Raw genomic sequence first — 22,528 nt, forward strand, 5'->3', positions numbered from 1 at the left:
GTGGACGACCTTGCCCGTGCCCTGACCGAGATCCTCGACGGACGGTGGGGCGACGTGCGCGCCGCCCTGCGCACCCACGAGGACCTCGAGCGCTTCGCCCCGCCCAGCGAGCCGCTGACCCAGGAGGAGTACCGGGCCCACACCACCGCCCAGCTCATGACCCTCACGAGGGAGAAGTTCGCTCCGGACGGCCTGACCAAGGGCATGGGCGGGACCGGCAACTTCGGCGCCTCGGTCACGGCGTTCGAGATGCTCGGCCACACCGACCTCTCTCTCCTGGTCAAGGCCGGCGTCCAGTTCGGGCTCTTCGGTGGAGCGATCGCCAACCTGGGCACGCAACGCCACCACACGGCATACCTGCCCGGAATGCTCGACGGCACCATCCTCGGCTGCTTCGCGATGACCGAGACGGGTCACGGCTCCAACGTGCAGCACCTCGAGACCACCGCCACCCACGACCCCTCGACCGACGAGCTGGTCATCAACTCCCCCACTCCCGGCGCACAGAAGAACTACATCGGCAACGCCGCGCGGGACGGACGGATGGCCGCGGTCTTCGCGCAGCTGGTCACCGCCGACGGCGAGGGACACGGCGTCCACTGCGTCCTCGTGCCGATCCGGGACTCGAGCGGCCGCCCCGTCGACGGTGTCACGATCGGTGACTGCGGCGCCAAGGGTGGGCTGCCCGGTGTCGACAACGGCACGCTCGAGTTCGACCAGGTGCGCGTCCCACGGTGGAACCTGCTCGGCCGCTACGGCGACATCGACGCCCGGGGCAGCTACACCTCCCCCATCGACAGCTCGTCGCGGCGCTTCTTCACGATGCTCGGCACGCTGGTGCGCGGACGCGTCTCGGTCGCCGGTGGGGCAGGTGCCGCCACCCGGTCCGCGCTCACACTGGCGACTCGATATGCCCTGCACAGAAGGCAGTTCGCGGCTCCCGTCGGTGACGAGGAGCTGACGCTGATGAGCTATCGAGCGCACCAGCGCAAGCTGCTGCCGGCGATCGCCAAGAGCTATGCCCTCATGCTCGCCCAGAACGAGCTCGTCGAGATGATGCACGAGGTCGCCGGCCACGAGGGCGACGCACCGGAGGAGTCGCAGCGCGAGCTGGAGGCCAGGGCCGCCGGCATCAAGGCCGTGGCCACCCGGCACGCCACGGACACAATCCAGATGTGCCGTGAGGCGTGTGGTGGTGCCGGCTACATGGCCGAGAACAGGCTCACGACCCTCAAGGAGGACACCGACGTCTTCACCACCTTCGAGGGGGACAACACCGTCTTGCTGCAGCTGGTCGCCAAGGGCCTGCTGACCGAGTTCCAGGAGACGTTCGAGGACAACTCCCCCTTGGCGATGATCGCGTTCGCCTCACGCTTCACCGCCTCGTCCATCCTGGAGAAGACCCCGGCAGCGGGACTCATCGCGCGGCTGAAGTCCCGGGCGCCGAGCGAGGACACGGACGAGGGCGAGCTGCACCGTGGTCGCCAGCTCTCCCTCTTCGTCGATCGCGAGAAGCACCTGCTCGAGGGGGTCGCCCTGCGGCTCGCCAAGGCGGCCAAGGCAGAACCCGCTGACACGTTCCGGATCTTCAACAACGCCCAGGACCACCTGCTGGCCGCCGCAGAGGCCCACGTCGACCGCGTACTGCTCGAGGCGCTCGGCTCGGCGTGCGAGGAGTGCGAGGACGGGCCCGCCAAAGCGCTCCTCGACCAGGTCACCGACCTCTTCGCGCTCTCGACGATCGAGCGCCACCGCGGCTGGTACCTCGAGCACGGCCGGCTCACGCCGTCGGGGTCCAAGGCCGTCATCCGCAGCGTCGGAGTCCTGTGCAAGGACCTCGCACCGCACGCCCGCACCCTCGTCGACGCGTTCGCGATCCCCGACGCGTGGTTGGGCGCCCCCGGACTCCTCGAACCACTGCCGAGCACGGCTGCACCCTCGGCATGAACGACATTCCTCCCAGCCGCTGGGCCCTGAGCGGCGGGGCAGCTCACGGCTACGGGCCCCGCTTCGCAGCCCTCGTCGCCAGCGGCGAGGACGTCGACGGCGAAGCCCGGCTCGCGGATGCCCTGTCCCCCAGGGCTGCTCGCATCCTCGACGTCGGCGCCGGCATGGGCCGGGTCACGGCCGGCCTGCGCGCCCGTGGCCACGACGTCATCGGCATCGAACCGGATGCGACGCTCGTGCTCCAGGCCGAGTCGACCTACCCGGGCATCGGACTCCTGCCGCTCGACGTCCTCGAGCTCTCGTCGGAGACGCTGGAAGCGCATGGTGCGCCCACGGCATACGACCTCGTCGTTGCCGTCGGCAACGTCTTCATCCTGCTCGCCGAGGAGACCGAGGTGCGCGCCCTCACCACGTTGCGCGCCCTGCTCAGCCCGGGGGGTCGGATGCTCATCGGTTTCCACCTGACCGCCGGACCAGGGGGCAGTCGCACCTACCCACCGGAGGAGTTCGTCCGGGACGTCGCGACCGCAGGCCTGCAGGTCGACCTGCGCGCTGGCAGCTACGAGCTCCACCCGGCGAACGCGGAGTATGCCGTGTGGCTGCTCAGCGCTGCCGACCCGGCTCAGGAGGCCGGCGGCGGCGCCTGACCGACGCTGTTGCGCATCACGTCGGAGGCATCCCAGTCGTTGGCCTGCATGGCGGCGACCACCGTGTCGTCGCGGATCCACCACGCGCGGAAGGCTCCACCGAAGTCTCCGCTCGTCTGCACGCGGTCGTAGCCGTCGGGCCCGACGTTGCCGAAGTACTCCATGCCCAGGTCGTACTGGTCGGTGAAGAAGTAGGGCAGCTTGGTGTAGGGCTCGGCCGAGCCGAGAATCGTGGCGGCCGCAGCCTTGCCCTGGCCGATGGCGTTGTCCCAGTGCTCCACCCGTATCCGCCTGCCGAGGACGGGGTGCTGCTGGTTGGCGATGTCGCCGATGGCGAGCACGTGGGGGTCCGAGGTGCGCAGGAGCTCGTCGACGAGGACACCGTTGTCGACCTCGAGCCCGGCCGCTTCCGCCAGCGCGGTGCGTGGCGTCACACCGATGCCGACGACGACGGCATCCGCCTCCGACAGGTCGTCGGCCGTCACGGGCGCCCCGAGACGCAGGTCGACGCCGTGGGCGCGGTGCAGGTCAGCGAAGGACTGGGCCACCTCCGGGCCGAGCACCGCGAGCAGCGGAAGCTCGGCACCCTCGTGGACCGTCACCGCAGAGCCGGCGTTGCGTGCTGCCGCAGCGACCTCGAGGCCGATCCACCCGCCACCGATGATGGAGATGCGCGCGCCGTCGGTCAGCGCCTCCTTGATCGCCAGCGAGTCCTCCATGGTCCGCAGGTAGTGCACGGGTCGACCCGACTCGTCGGCGAGGCGGAGCCGGCGCGGCTCCGAGCCCGTCGCGAGCACGAGCCATTCGTAGGGCTGCTCACTCGCATTGGTGACGAGGGTGCGGGCAGCGAGGTCGATGGACTGGACCTCGGTGCCGGTGCGGACCTCGACGTCGTGCTCGCGCCACCAGGCCTCGTCATGGACATAGGCGCTGTCGACCCCCTTGTCGCCGAGCAGGACCGCCTTGCTCAGCGGCGGCCGCTCGTAGGGCAGGTGCGGCTCGGCAGCGAGAATGACGATCTCCCCGTCGTCACCCCGCTCGCGCAGGGTCTGAGCGACGGTCGCGCCGGCCAGGCCTCCGCCGACGATGACGACGGTCATGCCGACCACCACGGACGCAGCGGCACCTGTGGGAGCCGTGACTGGTCGAGCCGGGCCGCCAGGACCTGGTGCAGCTGGACGACGTTCCGCTCGAAGCCGCGGCGTGAGCCGGCGAGGTAGAGACCCCAGACCCGGGCCGTGCCCTCGCCCACCTGCTCCACGCACTGGTCCCAGTTCTTGACGAGGTTGTCGCACCACCCTGCGAGGGTCATCGCGTAGTGCTCGCGCAGGTTCTCCTCGTGGAGCACCTCGAAGCCGACGTCCTGCATGGTCGTGATGATCCGGCCCGACCCGGTGAGCTCGCCGTCGGGGAAGATGTAGCGGTCGATGAAGGCTCCGGTGCTCTTGGGCCGGTTGTCGGGGCGGGTGATGCAGTGGTTGAGCACGAGGCCGCCCTCCTTGACGTGGGCCAGCATCCACCTGAAGTAGTCCGGGTAGTTCTGCACGCCGATGTGCTCGGTGATGCCGATGGAGGAGATGGCGTCGAAGCCGGTCTGGGTGACGTTGCGGTAGTCGTCGAACGACACCGAGGCCAAGTCGCCCAGCCCCTCGCGCTCGATGGCTTCCTGCGCCCACGTCGCCTGCTCCCGGGACAGCGTGACCCCGGTGGCCCGCACACCCCGCCGCGCGGCATACCGGACCATGCCGCCCCAGCCGCAGCCGATGTCGAGGAGGTGGTCCCCCGGCTTGAGCGCCAGCTTGTCGAAGACGAGGCGGTACTTGTTCTCCTGAGCGGCATCCAGCCCGCTCTCCCGGTCGGGGAAGACCGCGCAGGTGTAGGCCATGCTCGGCCCGAGCACCAGCTCGTAGAACCGGTTCGAGACGTCGTAGTGGTGGTGGATCGCCTCCCTGTCGCGGGTGAACGAGTGGCGCAGCCCCTCGGTGACGCGTCGCCACCGCGGCAACGACTCCTGGGGCGGCGGTGGTGGTGGGGTGAGGCCCCGAGGGCCGAGCACGCGCGCGAGGTCGAGGATGAGGCGGGGGTCGGGCCGACGGAAGTGCAGGCGCTCCAGGTCGACGATCACGTCGTAGGGGTCGCCCGGGTGCACGCCCTCGAGGACGAGGTCCCCGGTCGTGTAGGCGCGCGCCATGCCGAGGTCGCCCGGCGCAGTCGCGAGGTAGGAGACGGCCCGGTGGTTGGCGATGTGGACCGTGCGCGAAGCGCTGTCCGGTCCGGTCTTCGAACCGTCGTATGCCGTGATGCGCAGTGGGAGGGGCCCCTCCACCGCCGAGTCGACGAGCTCGGCAATCGTGGGGGTCTCACGGGTCGTGCTGCTCATGCGTGTCGCACCGCCTTGTCGTAGAGGTGAGGGAACCGTCCGCGGGGGTCGTAGGTGTCCTTGAGGGCGGCATACCCGTCGCCGCCGTAGAGGGCATCGAAGTCCTCCCGGGAGTAGAAGGAGTCCGAGTAGAGGGACTTGTGGCCGTCGAGCTCGGCGACGCGTCGCTCGATGGCACGGTTGGTCGCACCGGGCTGCCCGTCCCCCGTGCCGCCGGGGACGGTGGACCAGAAGCCGACGTTGACGTAGGTGCGGTGAGGCGTCAGCGGGTAGAGCCCCCACGTGGTGTCGCCGCGAAGGCGCAACGGGCACAACCAGATCGGCTCGATCGGCACCTCGTCGAGGAACCAGTCGAGGAACTCGGCGGTGTGCTCGAGAGGGAGCTCGACGTCCTGGACGACGCGCTCGCGGGGCTGGTTGCCCTTGCGGGCCTCCATGCGGTCGGAGATGCCGTGCCGCTGGTCGAGGGCGACGAGCTTCCAGTAGACGCTGGAGCGGCGCCAACGGCTCGGCCAGAGGCGGCGCAGCCGAGGGTTCTGGGCGCCGAAGGCGCGCGAGCACCAGAACCAGTCGGTGTCCCACCGCCACAGGTAGTCGTGGATGGTGAGCAGGTCGCGCTTCGCCGCCTTGTCGTCGTGCTGGAGGGAGCGGTAGAAGATCGCCTGGCCGGTGTAGTCGCTGGGTGCTTTCGGGCCCGCTGCGGGCGGCTCGTCCACCTGGCGCCCCAGGGTCAGGTAGGCCTCGTCTCGGGTGAAGACGACCCCGTCGATGTAGTCGACCTGCTCACCCTCGTGGCTGCCGGAGTCGACGACGGCATCGATGGCGGAGCACAGCGTCGCGAGGTCATGGAAGCGCAGGTGCCTCAGGGCGACGAACTTCTTCACGGGTTCGAGCTCGATGCGCAGCCTCGTCGCGTAGCCGAGCGACCCGTAGGAGTTGGGGAAGCCGTGGAACAGGTCGGAGTGCTCGTTGTCGTGTCGCGCGGTGACGATCTCGCCCGTGCCGGTGAGGATGTCCATCTCGAGAACGGACTCGTGGGGCAGTCCGCTGCGGAACGACGACGACTCGATCCCCAGTCCCGTGACTGCACCGCCGAGGGTGATGGTGCGCAGCTGCGGCACGACCAGTGGCGCGAGCCCGAGTGGCAGCGTCGCCGCGACGAGGTCCTCGTAGGTGCACATCCCGTCGACGTCTGCCGTCCGCGTGCCTGCATCCACCACGCGCACGCCCGTCAGGCGGCTCGTGTCGAGCCCCGGTGTGGAGCTGCGAGTGCGTTCACGGAACAGGTTGGACGTGCGCTTGGCCAGACGGACGCGCTCGGTCGGCGGGATGGCGGCGAAGCTGTCGAGCAGCCGTCGCTCCCCGTCGGTGCGCGTCGACACCGGGAGGGTTTGCTCCATGTTGCGCACGTTACGCCTGTGGTGACAGACCCGTCGCACCCAGTGCACCGTGTCCGAGTTCGGTGGCGGCACCGAGCTTGTGAGGGTGGAGGTGAAGGCGGGCCCAAGATCATGGTCGCCTACCAAGTGCCGGGGGTGCGCATCTCACGCGCAATGACCCGTGCCCTAGGGGACGGTCTGCGAAAGACGCTCACGACATCAAGACCCAGCGAGGTGAACCGCCCTCGGGAAGTACGCCTGTCCCCATGGTCTCGAAGAACCCGTCGTGTGCGTGGCACACGACTGCCGGCTCTCTTCTCGCAAGTGCTTGGTCCACAGCCCTTGCGCGGGCAACGATGCCCTTCTGCCTTGGAGTGATCAACGCGCCGACCCCGAATCTGGGCCGGGTACGTCATGCAAGTGGTCACATGCAAAGATGCGGCGCACCGAGTAGTAGACATCATGTAACCGCTGCAATAGAGACGGCGGGCAAAAGGGGGAAGCATCGAATGGCGAAGTCAGTACTCAACACGTGCGCGGCGACTGCCCTAGTTCTGGCTCTCAGCGCGTGCGGCGGCGCGTCGACAAAGAGCGACGAAGTGGCCACGTCGCCCTCGTCAGGGGGTAGTCAATCCACACCGTCAAAATCGGTTGCCGCTCCTAGTGACACTCCGGAGGACGATTCGTCCTTCGTGGATGGCGTTCTGACCACGCCCAAAATGAAGATCGAGATCACGAAACACACGGTGATCGGTGTCGGCAAGAAGGGCAACGAATACGGATCAAAGCCCGTCCTCGCGCTCTGGTACAAGACGACGAATCTCACTGAAGAGAAAGTGAATCCGACGGACTTCATTTTGGTGTTCACGGCGTTCCAGGACAACGACCCGAACGCGGAGAATGAACTGCAGGTCGCGGGTCTGCCGGATGACAGGTTCTTAGATTCTCAGACGGAGAACATCAAGAAGGGAGGCACTGTCGAAAACGCCGTGGCTTACGAACTTGACGACCAGACGACTCCGGTAGTTCTGGTGGCGTCAAACGATCTCGGAATGTCTGAGATCGGCAAGTCGACTTACGCCCTCAAGTAGCAAGGGTCGACCAGACCAGTTGTCCCGCTCTGGCAACCCAGTAAGGGATCCACCGCTCCCCAAGAACCACCAACTCCTGCCCCTCCGGCCCGCCGCCGGAGGGGCAGCCTGCTGTAGAAGCAAAGCTCAACATTGGTTCCCCGGTACTGGGGACACCGTGGGTGGCTCAGGGGTCACCACAAGGTGATGCATCAATCAAGCTGCCCGTGCGCGCGCACACATACGACGCCGCGGCCTTCCGGTGGACGTGAAGGGACTCGAACCCCTGACCTCTCGCGTGTGAGGCGAGCGCTCTAACCAGCTGAGCTACACGTCCGGCACCCGCTGGGAAGCGGGCGGACTGAGAATACCTGCCACCTCTCCCCCGGCGAAATCAGGGTCGCAGCACAACGATCAGCTCAGACCCGCGCGGTCGTCTGCATCCAGTTCGTGACGCCGTCGGGGAAGAACCCCGGGATGCCGGAGAAGTGGAAGGTCAGCCACAGCACCGCAGCAATGAAGGCGATGCCTACGACACCGACCAGCGCCTTGACGATGAGGTTCTGTCGCTTGACCCACTCCTCCCACTGGCGCAGGTTCTTCTTGACGAACTCCAGGACCCGTTGCGCCCGCTCGAACTCCGTGGCCCAGATCGCAAGCCCCGCGATGACGATGAGCCACCCCGGACCGGGGAACGGGATGAGCACCAGTCCCAGCGCGACGATCAGCAGCCCGAGGACGAAGACACCGACCCGGTAGATCTTGGCCGTCGTCCGGTTGGCCTTGATGCGTCGCCGCCAGGCCCAGTCGTCCTTCTCGGAGTCCTCGACGTCGGCGTCGGCGACGTCCTCACTGGCCCGTCCCGAGGGCGGGGCAGGGCTCACGGGTCGATCCCCAGGTCGGCCTCTGCGGTGCGCCACACCTCGATGGCGCGGGCGGTCACGGGGCCGGGGGCGGGCAGCTGGCGGTCGTCGACGAGGTGGACGCCCTGCACGTCGCGTGAGGAGTTGGTGATGATGACCTCGTCGGCGCTCTCCAGCACCTCGAACGGCATGGCCTCCTCGACCACCTCCAGCCCAGCCTTGCGGCACCACTCGATCGTCAGCTCGCGTGTGATGCCGGCGAGGCAGCCGCTGTCCAGCGGCGGGGTCCGCAGCACACCGTCGGTGACGACGAAGACGTTGGACGCCGTCCCCTCGCACAGCTCCCCACGCGTGTTGGCGAGCAGAGCCTCCTCGGCTCCCCGCGAGCGGGCATGGGTGACGGCGATGACGTTCTCGGCGTATGAGGTCGTCTTCAGTCCCGCTGTGGCAGCTCGCTCGTTGCGCACCCACGGGACCGTGACGACCGACGCGGATGGCGCATGGGGGGCGGAGGGAGTCGCTGCAACGATGATCGTGGCCGGGGACTCGTGCCGGTCCGAGCCCAGAGGGCCCGCACCACCGGTGACGGTGATGCGCACCCGGCCGAAGTCGACCGGCTCGCCCGCCGCCAGCACCGCGGCGACTCCCTCACGCACGCGTTCCTCGTCGACCGCCGGCAGTCCGAGCCCCGACAAGGTCCGTCCCAGCCGACGCAGGTGTCGCGTCAGCGCGAACGCCTCACCGCGCACGATCTTGCACGTCTCGAACGCCCCGTCCCCGACGGTCACACCATGGTCGAGCGCGCGCACCGACGGCGCTGCTGCATCGACGACCTGACCATCCACCCACACCGTGATCGAACTCATGGTGCAACCATCCCAGATCCCCCACGCGCGAGAGACACGAGTCGCGATGCCTTGAGCTCGGTCTCGCACAGCTCCCCGGCCGGATCGGAGCCCCACGTGATGCCCGCGCCGGTGCCGAAGCGCAGCAGACCCACTCCGGAGTCCGTCCGGTCGACCCAGAATGTGCGGATGCCCACAGCCAGCAGCGCCTCGTCGCGGTCCGCGTCGATCCACCCGATGGCGCCGCAGTACGGCCCCCGCGCGACCGGCTCGAGGTCGGCGATGGCCTGCAGCGCGGTGTGCTTCGGCGCTCCGGAGACCGACCCGGGAGGGAACGACGCATCGAGCACCCCCTGCCACGTCACCCCCTCCCGCAGCTCGCCGGAGAGGTCCGAGACCAGGTGCACGAGGCCGGGGTGCTCCTCGACGCGGCACAGGTCGTCGACACGGACGGTGCCCGGACGGCATACGTGCTGGAGGTCGTTGCGGACGAGGTCCACGATCATGACGTTCTCCGCGAAGTCCTTGGGCAGCATCTCTGCGGCAGTGGCGGCCGTTCCCTTGATGGGGCTCGACGTCACCGTGGTGCCGCGACGCGTGAGGTAGGCCTCCGGTGACGCGCAAGCGATCTCGAGCCCCGCCTCGGGGATGTCGATGGTCGCCGCATAGGGAGCCGGGTTGCCCTGTGCGAGAACGGCACCCAGCGCTCGCACGCTCACCTCACCGACCTCGCAGCTCAGGACTCGGCAGAGGTTGACCTGGTAGACCGTGCCTCGCGCGATCCGCTCGCGGATCTCGCTCACCCCCTTGAGGTATGCCGTGTCGTCAAGGCTGCGTTCCCACCTCCCGTCCACGCCGGCCCAGGTCGGGCGTGCGAGGTCCACAGCCAGGTCCGCGTCCCGGGCCACACTCGACATCCGCACCGCGGTGAGGTTCCCCTCGAACGTCAGGACCACGGCCCAGAACCCCGACGCGATCTCGTCGACGTCGTGCGTGACGGCGTCGATGCCGCTCGCCTCGATGACTCCCCCGTCCAGGGAGCTGAACCTCGCCCACGCCACGGGCCTGATCGTAGGCGCAGGACTCGTGGGCCTGTGTGAGACCGTGTGCTCGTGACCGACTCCCCCGCGCGGCGTGCACTGCGGACCATGGGAGTCCTGCGCGAGGAGGGTGGCGCCACCTGGCTGGAGCTGCGGACCTCGGGGACCGTCTCCACACCGCGGACGGTGGTCCGGTCGCTCGCGTCGTGGGAGGACAGCTTCGACCACGTGAGCCGCCTCACCGGCACGACCTCGGACGACCGTGTGCTGGTCCCCGCTCCGCCCAGCGGCTCGATGTTCGCCTTCGCCAACGCCCACGCCGCCCACGCGGGTGCCGATGTCGTGCACCTGCCCCGCTGGAGCGTGGCGCAGGCAGAGGAGGCGCTCACCACCTGCACCATCGCGCACCTCACCCCGAGCATGCTCGCCGCGCTCCTCGACCGCGATCTCGGCAGCCTGCGCACGATCGTGTGCGCCGGCGCGGCGCTGCCCGAGGTCACCCGACGGCGCGTCGCCTCGGCCGGCGTCGAGGTGGTCGACTACTACGGCGCCGCTGAGCTGAGCTTCGTCGCGATGCGGACTGGTGGTCGTGTCGAGGCCTTCCCCGAGGTCGAGCTCGAGCTGCGAGAAGGCGTCGTCTGGGCTCGCAGTCCCTGGCTGTGCGACGGCTACGCCCCGGGCCAGACCGGTCCTCTGCAACGGTGTCGTGACGGTTGGGCGACCGTCGGTGACCGCGGCCACTGGGACCGGGACACCGGGCTCGTCGTCACCGGACGGGGCGACGACGCCGTCACGTCCGGTGGCGCCACCATCCTGTGCGCTGACCTCGAGGAGGCCATCCGCTCCCTCGCAGCCGTCGGCGAGGTCGTGGTCGTCGGCACGCCCCATCCCGACCTCGGGGAGGTGGTGGAGGCGGTCGTGGTGGCACCGTCATCCCTCGACCTCGGCGAGCTGCGTTCTGCCACAGCCGCACTGGTGGCCCCGGCGCACCTCCCCCGGCGTTGGCACCGCTGGGACGAGCTCCCCCTCACCGCGGCTGGCAAGGTCGACCGGTCCGAGGTCCGACGACGCCTCGCCACGGCACGAGCCCGTGAGGCAGTCACATGACCGACCCCTCGACACCGGTCATCGTCGCCGCTCGACGAACCCCGATCGGCTCGTCGGGACACGCGCTCCGCGACGTCGGGGTCGAACGCCTTGCGGCACCCGTCCTGCGCAGCGTGTCCCATGACTCTGGTGTGGAGCAGCCGTCACAGGTCGTGCTTGGCAACTGCATGGGCCCCGGTGGCAACGTCGCTCGTGTCGCGACCCTGGCCGCCGGCTTCGACGTCACGACTCCGGCACTCACCGTCGACCTGCAGTGCGGCAGCGGTCTGGCAGCCATCACGACCGCCTGTGCCCTCATCCGCTCCGGCACCTCGCAGACCGTCTTCGCAGGAGGAGCCGAGAGCGCCAGCACTGCACCCTGGCGGATGTGGCCACCGGTCGATGGTGCTGCACCACAGCGTTACTCACGAGCACCGTTCTCCCCCGCCGACCTCGGTGACCCGGAGATGGGTGACGCCGCCGACCACGTGGCACGCCGCTGGGGCATCAGTCGTGAACGACAGGACGCGTATGCCGTCCGCTCCCATTCCCGTGCCGCCGCGGCCCAGCATGACGGCCGGTTCGACGCCGAGCTCGTCACCCTCGAGCAGCTGTCCCGCGACGAGCGGGTGCGCGCCCACCTCTCGGTCGGCACGCTGGCCCGGCTCCCGGCTGCCTTCTCACCCGGGGGCTCCGTCACCGCAGGCAATGCCTGCGGGATCAACGACGGGGCTGCTGCCGTCGCGATCGTGAGTGAGGAGCGCAGGCGGGCGGACGGCATACCGGGTCTTGCCTGTCTCGACTGGGAGACGGTTGGTGTCGACCCCAACCTGCCCGGCGTGGGGCCCGTCCCCGCCATCCGACACCTGTTGCAGCGCAACGACATCAACCTCGACGACGTCGGCGTCATCGAGATCAACGAGGCGTTCGCCGCGCAGGTCCTGGCGTGCTGCGATGAGCTCGGGCTCGACGACGAGCGGGTGTGTGTCGAGGGCGGCGCGTTGGCCCTCGGGCATCCGTGGGGTGCCTCCGGCGCGGTCCTTGCAGTGCGCCTGTTCAGCCAGATGGTCAGGTCCGACGGGCCGCGCCTCGGCTTGGCCGCGATCGCCGTGGGTGGCGGTCAGGGTGTCGCGCTCCTGGTCGAGCGCGTGGGCTGACCGGCCCGCGCGCACGCGGGGCCTAGGGCACGAGCAACGACACCTCTCGCGCGAGGGACTCGACCCTGTCCCAGTCCTTCGCGGCAAGGGCATCTGCGGGGGTCAGCCAGGAGCCACCGACGCAGACGACATTGGGCAGCGCCAGGTAGTCGCGCACGTTGCCCCTGCTGATTCCGCCGGTGGGGCAGAACTCGATGTCGGGCAACGGACCGCGCAGGGCAGCGAGGAAGCCCGGACCACCGCTCGCCTCCGCGGGGAAGAACTTGAGCACGTCCTGTCCGAGCTCCACCAGGCGCATGGCCTCGGTGATGGTGCTCGCTCCCGGCAGCACCGGCAACCCGGAGTCCACGGCCGCGGACAGCAATCCTTCAGGTGACCCGGGCAGGACGATGAAGGACGCGCCGGCTGCGACCACTGCGTCGACCATCGAGGGCGTCGTGACCGTGCCTGCACCAACGCAGATCTCCGGCACCTCAGCGGCCACGCGTTCGAGCGCAGGCAGCCCTGCGGGAGTGCGCAGGGTGATCTCCACGACCCGCACCCCGCCACGCACCAGCGCGCGCGCGAGCGGGACGGCGGCGGCCACGTCGTCGATGACGACAACCGGGATGACCGGGCTGATCCGAACGACCTCCCGGCTGCCGGCAACGCCGGTCCCCCGCAGCTCACCAGTCATGGACGGTCCCGTCCCGGAGCCGGTTGAACGGCAGGTAGGCCGGCTGGTACGGGTGCGCGGCCGCTGCTGCGAGGTCGATCTCCACGCCCAGGCCCGGCTGCTCCCCCGGGTGGAGAAGTCCGTCCTCGAAGGTCAGCGACTGCCGGAACACCTCGTTGGTCAGCGAGCCGTGGTGCATGTACTCCTGGATCCCGAAGTTGTGGATGGCGAGGTCGAGGTGCAAGGAGGCCGCCATGCCGACGGGAGAGATGTCCGTGGGGCCGTGGAGACCGGACTTCACCTGGTACTGCGCGGCGAAGTCCAGGATCTTCCTCAGCCCCGAGATCCCGCCCGTGTGGGTCACCGACGACCTCACGTAGTCGATGAGCTGCTCCCGGATCAACGTCTGGTAGTCCCACACGCTGTTGAAGACCTCTCCGATCGCCAACGGGGTGGTGGTGTGCTGTCGCACCAGCCGCAGCGCCTCCTGGTTCTCGGCAGGAGTGCAGTCCTCCAGCCAGAAGAGGTCGTAGGGCTCCAGCGACTTGCCCAGCCTGGCCGCCTGGATGGGCGTCATGCGGTGGTGGCCGTCGTGCAGCAACGGCACCTCGGCGCCGAACTCTGAGCGCACTGCCTCGAACACCGAGGGGATGTGTCGCAGGTAGGCCGCCGTGTCCCAGTCCTCCTCCACCGGGAGGGCTGTGCGCTGCGCCGGCTCGTAGTCATAGCGCTTCTCACCGGCACCGGGCTGGCTCGGCACCCCGTAGACCGCGTCTATCCCCGGCACGGAGGTCTGCACCCGGATCGAGCGGAACCCGGCCTCCTGGTGGTGGCGGATGGAGTCGAAGAGCTCCTCGAGGTCACGCCCGGAGGCATGCCCGTAGGCCATGATCCCGTCCCGGGACGCTCCTCCGAGCAGCTGGTAGAGCGGCATACCGGCCGCCTTGGCCTTGATGTCCCAGAGCGCGACGTCCACCGCGGCGATGGCCGTCATGGTCACAGGACCACGACGCCAGTACGCGGACCGGTACAGGAACTGCCACGCATCCTCGATCCGATGCGCATCGCGACCGATGAGCAGGGGGACCACGTGGTCCTGGAGATAGGACGCGACGGCGAGCTCGCGCCCGTTGAGCGTGCCGTCCCCGAGGCCCGTGATCCCCTCGTCCGTCGTGATCTGCAGGGTGACGAAGTTGCGGTCCGGGCTGGAGACGATGACGTCCGCCGCCGTGATCCTCACGCGGATCCCCCCTCGGCTGAACGCTGCTCGGTCAGGAGTCGCGAGACGCTGTCGACGAGAGCGGCCCTGAGCTCAGCCGAGTCCCGCAGGTCCGGACCGAACACCTCCTCGACGCCGAGCAGGCCGTCGACGATGCCGTCGGCCGACTCCGCCCCGGCGACGGCCGCCCGGAGCCGGTCGGCCAGTGGGTCCTCCAGCGGCAGCGTGCGACCGGAACGGTCACGTCCGGTCGCGACGAAAACCATCCAGCCAGCGAGCGTCAACCCTGCCCAATGGGGCGTCTCCCCCGCCGCGAGCCGGTCGCGGATCGTCCCCAGGAGTCGCATCGGCAGCTTCTGCGAGCCGTCCATGGCCACCTGCAGGGTGCGGTGGCGAAGCGCAGGGTTGGCGAACCGCTGCATGACCTCCTGCCCGTATGCCGTGAGGTCGAGCCCCGGGGGCTGCGTCAGGGTGGGCAGCACGTCGACGGCGATGAGCTGCCGGGCCGCGTGCTCGAGGTCTGGGTCGGCGACCGCGTCTGCAATCGACTCGTGCCCACGCAGGGCTCCGAGGTAGGCGAGCAACGAGTGGGTGCAGTTGAGGACCCGCAGCTTGGCCTGCTCGAACGGACGCACGGAGTCCACCAGGTCGGCACCCGCACGTTCCCAGCTTGGCCGGCCTGCGCGGAAGTCGTCCTCGATGACCCACTGACGGAACGGCTCGGCGACGACGAGGGCCTCATCGGTCAGTCCGAGCAGGCGCCGGGCATCCGCGCGGTCGGCGTCCGTCGTGGCCGGCACGATCCGGTCGACCATGGAGGACGGGAACGAGACGTTCGCCTCGATCCACTGGCCGAGCGGGTCGCCCTCCGCGGACGGCAGCGCCGCGCAGAAGTCCGTCACCAGCGCGCGCAGCACCTCACCGTTGTCGGTGAGGTTGTCGCAGCACAGGATGCTCAGCGGCGCGCCCGAGAGGTGGGAGCGGGCCTGGATGCCACGGACCAGCTGCCCCACCGTGCTGCGCGCCGCCCCACCTGCGCCGGTCGAGCCGGCGAGGTCGGCCTGCACCACGGGATCCGTGAGGTTGAGGCCGCCACCGAGCCCGCGGCGGTAGCCCTTCTCGGTGACGGTCAAGGTCACGACGCGCACAGCAGGCTCGGCGAAGCGCTCCATGAGCCGGTGCGTCTCCTCCGCGGCGACGATCGCCTCCCGCACCTGGCCCACGACCCGCAGGGCGGGGTCGTCCAGCCCACGCTCGAGGACGCCGTAGAGGCCGTCCTGCGGTCGCAGGTGGTCGGCGACCGTCGAGGACCGCTGGGTGACACCGCAGATGCCCCAGCCGGGCTCCTGCGCGAGGACCGCGGCGTCCTCGGTGAAGACGGCCTGGTGGGCGCGGTGGAACGCACCGATCCCCAGGTGCAGGATGCCGGTCTCGGCGGCGAGCTCCCGGGCTGGTGGCAGCTGCACCCCCGAGGGCGAGTGGGTGGCCAGGCTGTCCATCGACAACCGGGTCACAGCACCGCCCCCATCTGCCACGGCACCATCTCTTCGCCACCGAGCCCGAGCTCCTCGCTGAAGGTGCGCCGACCCGAGGCGGTGTCGAGGAGCAGGTCGTAGACCCGGCGACCCATCTCGTCGAGGGTGACGCCGGACTCGACGACGCCGGAGCAGTCGAGGTCCATGTCGCCGGCCATCCGCAGGGCCATGCTCGAGTTCGTCGCGAGCTTGACGGTGGGCACCGGTCGACTGCCGAACACCGAGCCCCGCCCGGTGGTGAAGCAGATGAGGTTGGCGCCTCCGGCAACCATGCCGGTGACGGACACGGGGTCGTAGCCCGGGGTGTCCATGAAGACGAAGCCGTCGTGCGGGATGCGCTCGGCGTAGCCCACGACGGCCGAGAGCGGGGCGTGGCCACCCTTGGCGACGGCGCCGAGCGACTTCTCGAGGATGGTGGTGATGCCACCCTCCTTGTTGCCCGGCGAGGGGTTGCCGTCGAGGGTGGTCCCCTGCGACTCGGTGTAGCGCTCCCACCAGGCGATGCGTTCGAGCAGGGCCTCACCCACCTCGCGGTCGACGGCGCGCTCGGCCAGCATCTGCTCGGCGCCGTAGACCTCGGGCGTCTCCCCCAGCACGCTCGTCCCGCCGACCGCCACGAGCAGGTCGCTGGCGACGCCGAGGGAGGGGTTGGCCGTGAGACCGGACCAGGCATCACTCCCGCCACACTGCAGTCCGAGCACGAGGTGCTCGACGCCGACCTCCTCGCGCTTGCTCCCGCGCAGGTCCGAGGCCATGCCACGCACCAGCTGCTCGCCCCTGGCAATGGCCGCCGCGGTCCCGCCAGCCTCCTGGATGGTGAACGCCTCGACGGGGATCTCCTCCGAGAGCCCGAGGTCGTCCATGAGCCCGCTGACCGCGTTGACCTCGCAGCCGAGCCCGAGCACGACGAGCGCGCCGATGTTGGGGTGCCGCGCGTAGCCTTGGAGGGTGCGCCGCAGGATGTCCCACCCCTCACCGCGGTTGGCCATGCCACACCCGGTGCCGTGGGTGAGCGCGACGACACCGTCGACACCCTCCCCGTGCAGGGCGGCGACCTCGTCCTCGGTGCGCCGCGCCACCTGGCGCGCCACGGTGGCCGAGCAGTTGACGGTGGTGAGGACACCGACGAAGTTGCGGGTCCCCACGGATCCGTCACGTCGCCGGTAGCCGTTGAACGACCGCCGCACACCAGCGAGGTCCATGCGGCTCGCTGCGACAGCACCTCCGGAGGCGAGGGTGCTCGCGCCCGCGGGCATCTCGAGGTTGTGCACGTGCACGTGCTCCCCGAGCCGGATGTCCTGCGTCGCAGCGCCGATGACGTGACCGTACTTGCGCACCAGGGTGCCCGCCGACAGGTCTCTCAGGGCGACCTTGTGACCGGCCGGTATGCCGTGTGGTGCCGTGATCGTCACGTAGTCGGGAAGCGTGAGGGCGGCTCCCGGGGCGATGGCACTGCGGCTGATGGCGACGTCGTCGCCCTCCGAGAGTCGGAGCAGCTGGTCGGTCACGGTTGGTCAGCTCCTTGCAGTGAGGCCGCCGCGCGGGCGCTGCGGGTCTCGTCGAGAGTGGGAATGTGCCCTGTGCCGCCCTGGCCCTGCACCGAGAGGGCAGCGGCCGCGACGGCCAGCCGGGCGGCCTCGGCGAGGTCGTCGCCCACGGCCAGCCGCGCCACGAGGGTGCCGGTGAGGCAGTCCCCGGCACCCGTCTGGTCGACCACGAGTGGTGCGTGCACGCCGGGGATGTGCTCGAGGGTGCCCGCGTGCCACAGCAGCACGCCGGCACTGCCGCAGGTGAGGACGACGTCGCGAGCACCCAGCGCGAGGATGCCCTGCACGGCTTCTGCTGCGCTCTGTGCGGGGAGCCCGAGCAGGTCGCCCACCTCGCCCGGCCACGAGGGCGTCACGACCTCGGCCAGAGGCGCCAGGCGCCGCAGGTGCTCGGCCGCATCTCGGGCCGACGTGAGCCGCGGGCGGAAGTTCGGGTCGTAGACGAACCGTGGCGCGATCTCGGCAGCACGGTGCACCGCCGCGGCGGCCGACGGCGAGATCGCGCACGCCACGCCGCTGCCCAGCACGACCCCGGCGCCCCGGAGCAGGTCCTCGTCGAGATCCTCGGGCGAGAGCTCCGAGCCTGCGCTGCCCTTGCGGGCATAGGCGAACTGACGCAAGCCCTCGGGGTCCGCGTGGGAGAGGTATACGCCGTGCTGTCCGCCCGTCCGGATGAGGTGCCTGGTGTCGATGCCGAGCTCGGCCACGCGTTGCACCAGGGCGTCGCCGAGCTCGTCGTCCGGGACCCGCGCGACGAGGACGGTGTGCGCACCGGCCGCCGCGGAGGCCGCTGCCGCGTTGAGCGCGTCGCCCGAGAAGGCCAGCCGCAGGCTGCCACCGTCCTTCCACGGAGAGAGGGCTGACAGCTCGACCAACACCTCGCCGAGGACGACCACGCCACCGGGACCACGCGGCATACCCGCAGGCTTGTCGGGTCCGCTCACGAGTCCTGATCCTCCTTGACCTGGGCCACCAGCTGCGTCGGGTTGACGAACCGCAGCGCCACCACGAGCAGGACCATCATCACGCTCACATAGATGACGGCCATCGAGTCGACCGACTGCTGCGCCCGGATGCCGGCGGCGTTCATCGAGTTGAACAGCGCGACGACCAGGGTGTTCGAGTCCGGGCCCGCCGTGAGGAAGGTCAGCTCGAACATGCCCACGGTGCGCACCAGCACGAGGATGCACGACGCGAGGATTCCCGGCACGAGAAGCGGCGCGAGGATGCGCGTGAAGACCGCCATCGTGCGCGCGCCCGACATGCGGGCAGCCCGCTCGATCGCGGGGTCGATCTGCTCGATGAAGGGCGTCATGGTGAGGATGACGAACGGCACGCACGGCACGAGGTTCGCGAGGATCACGCCTGAGAGGTTGCCGGCCAGGTTGAACTTGTAGAGCACCGTCGCCAGCGGGATGCCGTAGGTGATCGGCGGCATCATGATGGGCAGGAGGAAGGCCAGGTAGGCGATCTTCTTGCCCGGGAAGTCCCGTCGTGCGAGGACGTACGACGCGGGCACGCCCACGAGCACGGACAGGACGACCACCGCGACCGCGACCTGCAGGGTCACGATGATGACGTGCAGGAGGTCGAACTCGGTCCACGCCTGGCTGTACCACTGCGTGGTCCAACCCTGCGGCAGCCAGGTGCCGAACCATCGGGTGCCGAACGAGTTCACGAGAACCGAGCCCACGATGCCGACCAGGAAGATCATGAACAGGACGACGCTGCCCCAGACCGCCCAGGCGGCGGGACTGGCGACGATCCTGCGCGGGGTGCCGGTCTCGGACGTCGTGGGTGCGGGTGCCTGCAGGATGCTCATCAGCCCTTGCCTCCGGTCGAACCGACATAGAACTGGCTGCGCCACAGCAGGACGACCCCGATGATGACGATCTCGATGGCGCCCATGATCATGGCGATCGCCGACGCGAACGGGTAGTCGTACTGCTCGTACGCCGCCTGGTAGGCCGCGATCGAGATGACCCGGGTCTCCCCCGTCGGGTTGCCGACGAGGATGGCGGACGGGAACACGCTGAACGCCAGCACGAAGGTGAGGCAGAACGTCGTGGCGAGCCCCGGCGCCAGCAACGGCAGGGTGATGCGCCGGAAGCGTGCACGCCAGTCAGCGCCGAGCGTCGCGGCTGCTCGTTCCAGGCTCGGGTCGATGCCCGAGAGGTAGGACAGGATGAGCAGGAACGCGAACGGGAACCCGGTGATGACGAGGCTGAAGAAGACGCCCCAGTAGTTGTTGACCAGACGGAGCGGCTCGTCGAGGATCCCGGCCGAGATCAGGACGCGGTTGAACCACCCGGCTGGGCCCAGGAAGTTGAGCAGACCCTCGGCCGTGAGCACGGTCCCCAAGGTGATCGGGATGACGAGCAGCGTGGTGATGAGTCGCTTGCCACGAAACCGACCCCGCATCCGGTAGGCGATCGGCACGGCCGCGAGCACGTTGAACAAGGCGGCGGGAATCGCGAGCCGCAGCGTCTTCCAGATGGTGTCGCGCTGGAAGGTGTCCTCGAAGAACCGCTTGTACTCGGTGAGGGGGCCTCCGCCGTTCGTCGGCTGGAACGACAGTCCCAACCCGTAGAGGAACGGGTAGATGAACAGCCCGATGACGAAGACCATGGCAGGCACGAGGAGCAACAGCTGGCTGTCGATGCCTCGTTCGGCGAGACGGTGCCGCAGGCTCGGCGCGTTGCGTGGAGCCTGTCGGGGCGCCTGCGGGGGCGTCTCGGTGCGGACCGTCATGAGGGACCGCTCCCCGACAGTGCGGGGGCGACGTCCTTGTCCCGCGGCTCCGCGTCGGCGCCGAGGGTGGCTCGCCCGGCCAAGGGCTCGTCGCCCCGCGGGAAGGCCAGCAGGCGGACCGGGTCCACGTCGAGCGTGACCGCGTCCCCGGGAGCCAGTCGCTCGCCGGTCCTCACGTGCAGGCGTTGGCCCTCACGGGTGCGCACCTCCACGGCGAGCTCGCGGCCCTGGTACTCGACCACCTCGACGACCGCGTCGACCGACGACGAGGGTGAGCTGTGACCGCCGGCGCCTGTGCGTACCACGAGATCCTCGGGGCGCACGGCCACGACGACTGCGTCGCCGGTGCTGAGGGGCTCCACGGGTGTGGCAGCGAGCTTGAGGCCCTTGTCCTCGACGACCACCAGGTCACCGTCGGCGCCCGACACCGTGAGCTCGACCAGGTTGCGGAAGCCCATGAAGTCCGCCACGTGCCAGTTCGCGGGACGGGTGTGCAGGTCCTCGGGCGTGCCGATCTGTTGCACCTTGCCCTTGCGCAGCACGACGAGACGGTCGGCCATGGACAGGGCCTCCTCCTGGTCGTGGGTGACGTAGACCGTCGTGAGGCCCAGGCTCTGGTGGAGACGGCGGATCTCGGTCCGCATCTCCAGCCGGAGCTTGGCGTCGAGGTTGCTCAGGGGCTCGTCCATGAGCACGAGAGAGGGCTCCAGGACGACCGCTCGAGCGATGGCGACACGCTGCTGCTGCCCACCGGAGAGCTGGCCCGGCAGCTTGCCGGCATGCTCCTCCAGCTGCACCAGCCGGATCGCCTCGTCGGTGCGCTGCGCGACCTCCTGCTTGGGCAGACGTCGCATCTGCAGTCCGAAGGCGATGTTGCTGCGCACGGTCATGTGCGGGAACAGCGCGTAGTTCTGGAAGACCATGCCGAAGCCGCGGCGCTCCGGCGGGAGGGTGTCGATCCGCTTCTCGTCCTGCCAGATGCTGCCGCCCGTGAGCGGCAGCAGTCCGGCAAGGCAGTTCAGCGCGGTCGACTTGCCGCAGCCCGACGGGCCGAGCAGGGCGATGAACTCCCCTGCTCGGATCGTCAGGTCGAGGTCCTTGAGGGCGTCGGTGCCGGCGAACTGCCGGCTCACCCCGTCGAGACGGAGCTCGGAGAACGTGCTGGTCTGGGTCACTTCTTGACCTTCGAGCCGCCGATCTCACGGTCCCACTTGTCGAACGCCGCCACCATGGCCTTGTTGTCCAGAGGAACCTCCTTCGGGTTGCTCTCGATGAGAGCGTCGTACTCGGGGCGCCCGAACTTCTTGATGGCGTCCTGGCTCTTCTGCGGTGCCATGGAGATGTCGACGTCCTTCACGGCCGGGCCCGGGTAGAAGTAGCCGTCGTCGTAGGCCTTGGCCTGCTGCTCCTTGGTGAGCATGAACTGGATGAGCTGGAGGACCGCCGACTGCTGGTCGGCCGACGCACCCTTGGGCACGACGGCATAGTGCGCGTCGGTGACCCAGTGGAAGCCCTTCATCGTCGTCACCTTGGCGCTCTCCGGCACCGTGCCGAGCACGCGCGGGTTGATGTCCCACCCGGTGGTGGAGGCCACCATGTTGACCGTCCCGTTGCCCAGGTCCTTCATCGTTGCGGTCGTGCCGCTCTGGTAGGTGTCGATGTACTGGCCGAGGTCCTTGAGGTAGGCCCAGGTCTTGTCCCAGCCCTTGATCGGGTCCATGGGGTCGGTGTCGCCCAGGATGTAGGGCAGACCCATCATGAAGGTGCGGCCCGGTCCCGAGTTCGCCGGACGCGCGTACTCGAACTTGCCCGGGTTGGCCTTGGCGTAGGCAAGCAGCTCCTCGGCAGAGGTCGGCGGGTTCGCCACCTTGTCCGGCATGTACTCGAGGAGGGGGCCGGAGGGGTAGTAGGTGACGGTGACCCCGACGTTGCCCGCGAGCTCCTGCATCTTGGCGGCGGGCTCCTGGTAGGTGTCCATGTTGCTGAGGCGGTCCTTGTACTTCGGGAGCAGGTCCTGCCACAGCCCCTGCTCCGAGCCGGCCGAGAGGCCGTCCGTGCCGGTGAGCACGAGGCCGATGTCGACGCGACCAGCACCCTGCTGGGCCTTGATCTTGCCGACGAGGTCCGGCGCGGGCGCCTTGGAGTAGGTCACCTTGGAGATGACGTCCGGGTGCTGCTTGACGAAGTCGTCGATCATGCCCTGGGTGAGCTGGAGGTTGCCCGCGACGTCGAGGACGTTGAGCACCACCGCCTTCGAGGGCTTGTCGGGAGCGTCTGCACCCGCCTTCGCTGTGTCGCCACCGCTGTTGGGGGACGCGGGTGCTCCGCAGGCGCCGAGGACTCCGGCGAGGAGAGCCCCTGTGGCGAGGACGGTGGTGCGCCGAGTGATGCGCATGGGCATGTTTCC

20 protein-coding genes and 1 tRNA gene are annotated in these 22,528 nt (G+C 69.4%); 5 read left to right on the top strand and 16 right to left on the bottom strand.

The window, feature by feature from the left end; all coding sequences use genetic code 11:
* Entirely contained in the window at nt 1-1,947 is a 1,947-nt protein-coding gene (locus ASG74_RS13465) for an acyl-CoA dehydrogenase family protein (protein WP_056144457.1), read from the top strand.
* Nucleotides 1,944-2,594 (top strand): class I SAM-dependent methyltransferase, encoded by a 651-nt coding sequence (locus ASG74_RS13470; RefSeq protein ID WP_056144460.1) that lies wholly within the window; start codon nt 1,944-1,946, stop codon nt 2,592-2,594. The genes ASG74_RS13465 and ASG74_RS13470 overlap by 4 nt, the downstream gene beginning before the upstream one ends.
* Here the strand turns inward: ASG74_RS13470 and ASG74_RS13475 are convergent.
* Genes ASG74_RS13475 through ASG74_RS13485 form a run of 3 tightly spaced genes read right to left on the bottom strand, consistent with a single transcriptional unit; the run spans nt 2,570 to nt 6,374 of the window.
* The gene (locus ASG74_RS13475; protein WP_056144811.1) at nt 2,570-3,694 is read right to left on the bottom strand and encodes an NAD(P)/FAD-dependent oxidoreductase; all 1,125 of its coding nucleotides are present in this window, start codon (nt 3,692-3,694) and stop codon (nt 2,570-2,572) included. The genes ASG74_RS13470 and ASG74_RS13475 overlap by 25 nt on opposite strands.
* A complete protein-coding gene (locus ASG74_RS13480) occupies nt 3,691-4,974 on the bottom strand; it encodes an SAM-dependent methyltransferase (RefSeq protein ID WP_056144463.1) in 1,284 nt (427 codons plus the stop codon). The genes ASG74_RS13475 and ASG74_RS13480 overlap by 4 nt, the downstream gene beginning before the upstream one ends.
* Nucleotides 4,971-6,374 carry an FAD-binding oxidoreductase gene (locus tag ASG74_RS13485; protein ID WP_056144466.1) on the bottom strand — a complete coding sequence of 468 codons (1,404 nt, stop codon included), beginning with the start codon at nt 6,372-6,374 and terminating at the stop codon, nt 4,971-4,973. Before ASG74_RS13485 ends, ASG74_RS13480 begins: the two co-directional genes overlap by 4 nt.
* Before the next feature lie 488 nt (nt 6,375-6,862).
* Between ASG74_RS13485 and ASG74_RS13490 the strand changes: the two genes are divergently transcribed.
* On the top strand, nt 6,863-7,444 hold the full coding sequence (locus ASG74_RS13490) for a DUF5067 domain-containing protein (RefSeq protein ID WP_082569740.1): 582 nt from the start codon (nt 6,863-6,865) through the stop codon (nt 7,442-7,444).
* 242 nt (nt 7,445-7,686) lie between these two features.
* Here the strand turns inward: ASG74_RS13490 and ASG74_RS13495 are convergent.
* From ASG74_RS13495 to ASG74_RS13510, 4 genes are all read right to left on the bottom strand, one after another.
* Nucleotides 7,687-7,760, bottom strand: a tRNA-Val gene (locus tag ASG74_RS13495).
* An 82-nt stretch (nt 7,761-7,842) separates the two neighbouring features.
* Nucleotides 7,843-8,307 carry a TIGR02611 family protein gene (locus ASG74_RS13500; protein WP_056144468.1) on the bottom strand — a complete coding sequence of 155 codons (465 nt, stop codon included), beginning with the start codon at nt 8,305-8,307 and terminating at the stop codon, nt 7,843-7,845.
* Nucleotides 8,304-9,152, bottom strand: a complete 849-nt coding sequence (locus ASG74_RS13505; RefSeq protein WP_200942611.1) for an aminotransferase class IV — start codon at nt 9,150-9,152, stop codon at nt 8,304-8,306. Before ASG74_RS13505 ends, ASG74_RS13500 begins: the two co-directional genes overlap by 4 nt.
* Nucleotides 9,149-10,192 (bottom strand): chorismate-binding protein, encoded by a 1,044-nt coding sequence (locus ASG74_RS13510; protein WP_082569741.1) that lies wholly within the window; start codon nt 10,190-10,192, stop codon nt 9,149-9,151. Before ASG74_RS13510 ends, ASG74_RS13505 begins: the two co-directional genes overlap by 4 nt.
* 51 nt (nt 10,193-10,243) lie before the next feature.
* On the opposite strand from ASG74_RS13510, the gene ASG74_RS13515 reads away from it, so the two are divergent.
* Together ASG74_RS13515 and ASG74_RS13520 are read left to right on the top strand one after the other, a co-directional pair.
* Complete coding sequence (locus ASG74_RS13515) at nt 10,244-11,278, top strand: AMP-binding protein (protein ID WP_156465397.1); 1,035 nt, start codon at nt 10,244-10,246, stop codon at nt 11,276-11,278.
* Complete coding sequence (locus tag ASG74_RS13520) at nt 11,275-12,414, top strand: thiolase family protein (protein ID WP_056144473.1); 1,140 nt, start codon at nt 11,275-11,277, stop codon at nt 12,412-12,414. The genes ASG74_RS13515 and ASG74_RS13520 overlap by 4 nt, the downstream gene beginning before the upstream one ends.
* A gap of 22 nt (nt 12,415-12,436) precedes the next feature.
* Here ASG74_RS13520 and eda read toward each other — a convergent pair whose 3' ends face one another.
* Genes eda through ASG74_RS13565 form a run of 9 tightly spaced genes read right to left on the bottom strand, consistent with a single transcriptional unit; the run spans nt 12,437 to nt 22,522 of the window.
* The gene (eda, locus tag ASG74_RS13525; RefSeq protein ID WP_056144475.1) at nt 12,437-13,090 is read right to left on the bottom strand and encodes a bifunctional 4-hydroxy-2-oxoglutarate aldolase/2-dehydro-3-deoxy-phosphogluconate aldolase; all 654 of its coding nucleotides are present in this window, start codon (nt 13,088-13,090) and stop codon (nt 12,437-12,439) included.
* On the bottom strand, nt 13,080-14,309 hold the full coding sequence (gene manD / locus ASG74_RS13530; protein WP_056144479.1) for a D-mannonate dehydratase ManD: 1,230 nt from the start codon (nt 14,307-14,309) through the stop codon (nt 13,080-13,082). The genes eda and manD overlap by 11 nt, the downstream gene beginning before the upstream one ends.
* Nucleotides 14,306-15,823: a mannitol dehydrogenase family protein gene (locus ASG74_RS13535; protein ID WP_200942612.1), complete on the bottom strand. Its 1,518-nt coding sequence runs from the start codon at nt 15,821-15,823 to the stop codon at nt 14,306-14,308. Before ASG74_RS13535 ends, manD begins: the two co-directional genes overlap by 4 nt.
* On the bottom strand, nt 15,799-17,331 hold the full coding sequence (locus tag ASG74_RS13540; protein ID WP_056144484.1) for a UxaA family hydrolase: 1,533 nt from the start codon (nt 17,329-17,331) through the stop codon (nt 15,799-15,801). The genes ASG74_RS13535 and ASG74_RS13540 overlap by 25 nt, the downstream gene beginning before the upstream one ends.
* Nucleotides 17,328-18,314, bottom strand: a complete 987-nt coding sequence (locus ASG74_RS13545; RefSeq protein ID WP_235498967.1) for a PfkB family carbohydrate kinase — start codon at nt 18,312-18,314, stop codon at nt 17,328-17,330. The genes ASG74_RS13540 and ASG74_RS13545 overlap by 4 nt, the downstream gene beginning before the upstream one ends.
* Entirely contained in the window at nt 18,311-19,192 is an 882-nt protein-coding gene (locus ASG74_RS13550; protein ID WP_056144490.1) for an ABC transporter permease, read from the bottom strand. The genes ASG74_RS13545 and ASG74_RS13550 overlap by 4 nt, the downstream gene beginning before the upstream one ends.
* Nucleotides 19,192-20,121: an ABC transporter permease gene (locus ASG74_RS13555; protein WP_056144493.1), complete on the bottom strand. Its 930-nt coding sequence runs from the start codon at nt 20,119-20,121 to the stop codon at nt 19,192-19,194. The genes ASG74_RS13550 and ASG74_RS13555 overlap by 1 nt, the downstream gene beginning before the upstream one ends.
* Nucleotides 20,118-21,296: an ABC transporter ATP-binding protein gene (locus tag ASG74_RS13560; protein ID WP_082569743.1), complete on the bottom strand. Its 1,179-nt coding sequence runs from the start codon at nt 21,294-21,296 to the stop codon at nt 20,118-20,120. Before ASG74_RS13560 ends, ASG74_RS13555 begins: the two co-directional genes overlap by 4 nt.
* Nucleotides 21,293-22,522, bottom strand: a complete 1,230-nt coding sequence (locus tag ASG74_RS13565) for an ABC transporter substrate-binding protein (RefSeq protein WP_235498969.1) — start codon at nt 22,520-22,522, stop codon at nt 21,293-21,295. The genes ASG74_RS13560 and ASG74_RS13565 overlap by 4 nt, the downstream gene beginning before the upstream one ends.
* Between the last annotated feature and the right edge of the window lie 6 nt (nt 22,523-22,528).

Origin of the sequence: Knoellia sp. Soil729 (assembly GCF_001427985.1) — a bacterium.
Lineage (GTDB): Bacteria > Actinomycetota > Actinomycetes > Actinomycetales > Dermatophilaceae > Knoellia.